This is a genomic window from Longimicrobiaceae bacterium (assembly GCA_035936415.1).
In the GTDB taxonomy this organism is placed as follows: Bacteria; Gemmatimonadota; Gemmatimonadetes; order Longimicrobiales; family Longimicrobiaceae; genus JAFAYN01.
This window is the reverse complement of sequence record DASYWD010000291.1, coordinates 1-4,027: the sequence shown is the minus strand read 5'-3', so window position 1 is coordinate 4,027 and position 4,027 is coordinate 1. Positions and strand designations below refer to the sequence as shown.

3 protein-coding genes are annotated in these 4,027 nt (G+C 76.2%); all 3 read left to right on the top strand.

Translation table 11 applies throughout. From position 1 onward, the window contains the following. The first annotated feature begins 173 nt into the window (after positions 1-173). The 3 genes from VGR37_11660 (at position 174) to VGR37_11650 (ending at position 3,968) form a co-directional block, all read left to right on the top strand. On the top strand, positions 174-1,019 hold the full coding sequence (locus VGR37_11660; GenBank protein ID HEV2148050.1) for a CheR family methyltransferase: 846 nt from the start codon (positions 174-176) through the stop codon (positions 1,017-1,019). A 295-nt stretch (positions 1,020-1,314) separates the two neighbouring features. Then, the gene (locus tag VGR37_11655; GenBank protein HEV2148049.1) at positions 1,315-2,361 is read left to right on the top strand and encodes a chemotaxis response regulator protein-glutamate methylesterase; all 1,047 of its coding nucleotides are present in this window, start codon (positions 1,315-1,317) and stop codon (positions 2,359-2,361) included. Then, positions 2,361-3,968 (top strand): hybrid sensor histidine kinase/response regulator, encoded by a 1,608-nt coding sequence (locus VGR37_11650; protein HEV2148048.1) that lies wholly within the window; start codon positions 2,361-2,363, stop codon positions 3,966-3,968. Before VGR37_11655 ends, VGR37_11650 begins: the two co-directional genes overlap by 1 nt. Positions 3,969-4,027: the final 59 nt, after the last annotated feature.

Below are 4,027 nucleotides of genomic sequence, written 5' to 3'. Positions count from 1 at the left end.
GCTGAGCGGCTGGTCCGCGCCCTGTCCGACCCCGACTGGCGGATCCGGCTGAGCGCCGCCCGCACCCTGGCCCGGCTGGAGGCGCCCGGCACCCGGGGCGCGCTGCGCGCATCGCGCGACGCCGACCCGGACCCGCTGGTGCGGGAGGCTTCCGCCGCGGCGCTCGGAGAGGCATGACGCGCCCGGCGCTCTCGGAGGAGGAGTTCCGGCTGTGGGGGGAGTGGCTCGCGGAGGAGTACGGGCTGCACTTCGGCCCGGAGCGGCGGGACACCCTGCGGAGCCGGCTGGAGCCGCGCCGCTCCGCGCTGGGGCTCCCCACGTTCGAGGACCTGCTCTTCCACGTCAAGTTCCACCCGGAGCGCGAGGCGGAGCGGGAGCGGCTGGTGCCGCACCTCACCAACAACGAGAGCTACTTCTGCCGGGAGCGGGGGACGCTGGAGGTGCTGCGCGGCGACGTCCTCCCGCGGCTCCGCGAGCGCCTGGGGGCCGCCGGGGAGCTGCGCATCCTCAGCGCCGCCTGCGCCGCGGGCGAGGAGGTGTACACGCTGGCCGCGGTGGTCCGGGAGAGCGGCCTCTTCGCCCCCGGGCGGGTGCGGATCACCGGGGTGGACCTGGACCCCGCCGCGCTGGAGCGCGCCCGCGCCGCCGCGTACACCGAGCACGCCTTCCGCGGCACCTCGCCGGAGTTCCGGGAGCGCTGGTTCGAGGTAGACGGCGAGGGGCGCTGGACGGTGCGCCCGGAGCTGCGCGCGGGCGTCGAGCTGCGCCGCGCCAACCTGGTGGACCCGGGGTGGTGGAAGCCGCTGGGGCCGCAGCACGTGGTTCTCTGCCGCAACGTGCTGATCTACTTCGGCGACGAGGCGCTGCGGCGCGCCGCCGAGGGGCTGTACGCCGCGCTGACGCCCGGGGGGTGCCTGTTCCTGGGGCACGCCGAGACGCTGCGCCGGGTGCCGACGCCGCTGGAGGTGGAGCGACGCCCGGGAGCGATTTTCTACCGCAGGCCCGAGGAGGAAGGGTGAGAACGGCAGTGCACCGGGGACACGGTACGGGGGACCGCCTGCGACTGCGCGGCCGGGGCGGTGTCGTGCTTGCGGTCGGCGGGGTGCCGAACAGCACGCCGTTCTCCCCTCCCCCTTGCGGGGAGGGGCCGGGGGAGGGGGTCCCCCGCGTGAGGGATGCGAGCGCGAAGCGGCGAGACTCCGCGGCTGTTTGCGGAGGCTCGACTCCGTTAGCCAGCGTGGTTTGCTGGCTTACGGAGCCGCAGCCCGACCCCCGCCAGGGGGGCACGCCCAAACCCGCAGCCATGGTGTCCCGGTGAACCGCGCCCGCGTGCTCCTGGTGGACGACAGCGCCTTCGTGCGCCGTGCCACGCAGCGGATGCTCGCGCCCATGCCGGAGGTGGAGGTGGTGGGCTTCGCCGCGAACGGCGAGGAAGCGGTGCGCCGGGTGCGGGAGCTCCACCCCGACCTGGTGATCATGGACGTGAACATGCCCGGGATGGACGGGATGCAGGCGCTGGAGCGGATCATGGCCGAGCGCCCCACCCCCGTCCTCCTCCTCAGCTCTCTCACGCGCGAGGGGGCGGAGGTGACGCTGCGCGCGCTGGAGGCGGGGGCGGTGGACTTCATGGACAAGACCGACGCCGGGACGGTCATGGACATCCACGGGCTGGCGCCCGCGCTCCGCGACAAGGTCCGCGCCATCCTGCAGAGCGAGCGCGTGCCGCCCCCCGCGCCGCGCACCGACGGCGCGGGCCGCGCCGAGCCCGCCGTCCCCGTGGCCTCCCCGAGGACGTACGAGGTGATCGCGATCGGGGCGTCCACCGGCGGGCCGCGCGCCCTCTCCCAGCTCATCCCCGCCCTGCCGCGGGGGCTCGGCGCCGGGGTGGTGGTGGCGCAGCACATCCCCCCGGGGTTTACCGAGGCGCTCGCGGAGCGGCTGGACCAGCGCTCGCCGCTCCGGGTGCGCGAGGCGCGCGACGGCGACCCCGTGCTCCCCGACCAGGTGCTGGTCGCCCCCGGCGGGCGCCAGCTCGCCCTGGAGCGGACCGAGGGGAGGCTGCGGGTGCGGGTGTGGGACGACCGGGGCGAGCGGCTGCACCACCCCTCGGTGGACCTGCTCCTGGCCTCGGCGGCCGAGGTGGCGGGCCCGCGCGTGGTGGGCGTGGTGCTGACCGGGATGGGGAGCGACGGCGCGGAGGGGCTGGCCCGGATCCGGGCGGCGGGGGGGCGCACCCTGGTGGAGAGCGCGGAGACCGCGGTGATCGACGGGATGCCGGGGGCCGCCCGCCCCCACGCCGAGCGGAGCCTGCCGCTCCCGCGCATCGCCGCCGCCGTGGCCGAGATCTGCGGAGGCGGGTGATGGCGCGCGTCCTGGTGGTGGACGACCAGAAGATCCCGCGGGTGGCGGTCTCGTCCACGCTGGCGCAGGCCGGGCACGAGGTGGCCGCGGAGGAGAGCGGGCCGGCCGGGATCGAGCGCGCCCGCGCCTGGCGGCCGGACGTGGTCGTCCTGGACGTGCACATGCCGGAGATGGACGGCTTCCAGGTCGTGGAGCAGCTCAAGCAGGACCCGGAGACCGCCCCCATCCCGGTGATCTTCCTCACCGCCGACGCCCCCACCGACGACCTGGTGGTGCGCGGGCTGGAGATGGGCGCGTACGACTTCCTCAACAAGGGGTGCAGCCGCGCGGAGCTGCTGGCGCGGGTGGGTGCCATGGCGCGGGTCAAGCGGAGCTACGACGAGACGTCGGCGCTGGCGCGCATCTCCGACGTGCTGGTGCAGACCCTGGACCCGGAGGAGCTGGGGCGCCGGCTCGCCGAGGTGGTCTGCCACGCGCTGCGCGCCGACGCCGCCATGCTGGTGCTCCCCGGGAGCGCGGACCGTCCGGACGTGCGCGCCGGGGTCGGGATCGGGGTGGACGACCCCCGCTTCTTCGTCCTGGCGGACCTCCTCTTCGAGCGGTGCGACATCGGCGAGGGGAGGGCGGACGCGCGCGTGCTGGCGGACGCCGCGGGGGTCTCGGAGCAGGTGGGGGCGGAGTTCCGGGCCGCGGCGGTGGCGTGCGTCCGCCGGCCGGGGCTCCGCTCCACCCTGCTCGCCGTCTTCTCGGAGGCCGAGGACGCGTTCCGCCACCCCGGCGACGGCCCCCTCCTGGGGCTCCTGGCCCGGCAGGCCACCCTGGCGCTGGACAACGCGCAGCTCCACACCGAGACCCGCGAGCAGGCCCGCGCCCTGGAGGAGCAGACCGCGCGGCTGGCGCGGGCCATGACCGACCGCTCGCGCTTCTTCGCCTCCATGAGCCACGAGCTGCGCACCCCCATCAACGCCATCCTGGGGTACGGCGAGCTGCTGCGCGAGGGGGTGTACGGCGACCTGGCCGAGAAGCAGGCCGGGGCCGCGGACCGGCTGGTCTCCAGCGCCCGGCACCTGCTGGAGCTGGTCAACGACGTGCTGGACATCTCCAAGCTGGAGGCCGGGAAGCTGGAGGTGCACCCCGAGCCCACGGACCTGGCCGCCCTGCTCCGCGAGGTGGCGACCACGCTGGAGCTGCAGGCCCGGAGCAAGGGGCTGGAGTTCCGGGTCCACGCACCGGGCGAGTTCCACCTGGAGACCGACCCGGCGCGCGTCCGGCAGGTGGTGCTGAACCTCCTCTCCAACGCGGTGAAGTTCACGGACGAGGGCACGGTGCGGCTGGAGCTGTCGCGCGCCGGCGGCTGGGCCGAGGTGCGCGTGACCGACACCGGACCCGGGATCGCGCGGGAGGACCAGCAGCGGATCTTCGGCGAGTTCGAGCAGACGGCGGCGGCCGCCTCGCGTGGGGGGACGGGGCTGGGGCTCGCCATCTCCCGCCGGCTGGCGGGGCTGCTGGGGGGGACGCTCACCCTGCGGAGCCGGGCGGGGGAGGGGGCCACCTTCATCCTCCGCCTCCCCCTGGGAGAGGACCCGGTGGAGGACGAGGAGCCGTAGGGCGGAGCCGCGGCGCGGCGGGCGCCGGGGTGGGGGGGGGGGGGGGGGGGGGGGGGGGG

What these genes read in the sequence shown, in the direction of transcription:
- VGR37_11660 (HEV2148050.1), top strand. Translation starts at nt 174, where the DNA reads ATGACGCGCCCGGCGCTCTCGGAGGAGGAGTTCCGGCTGTGGGGGGAG.
- VGR37_11650 (HEV2148048.1), top strand. Translation starts at nt 2,361, where the DNA reads ATGGCGCGCGTCCTGGTGGTGGACGACCAGAAGATCCCGCGGGTGGCG.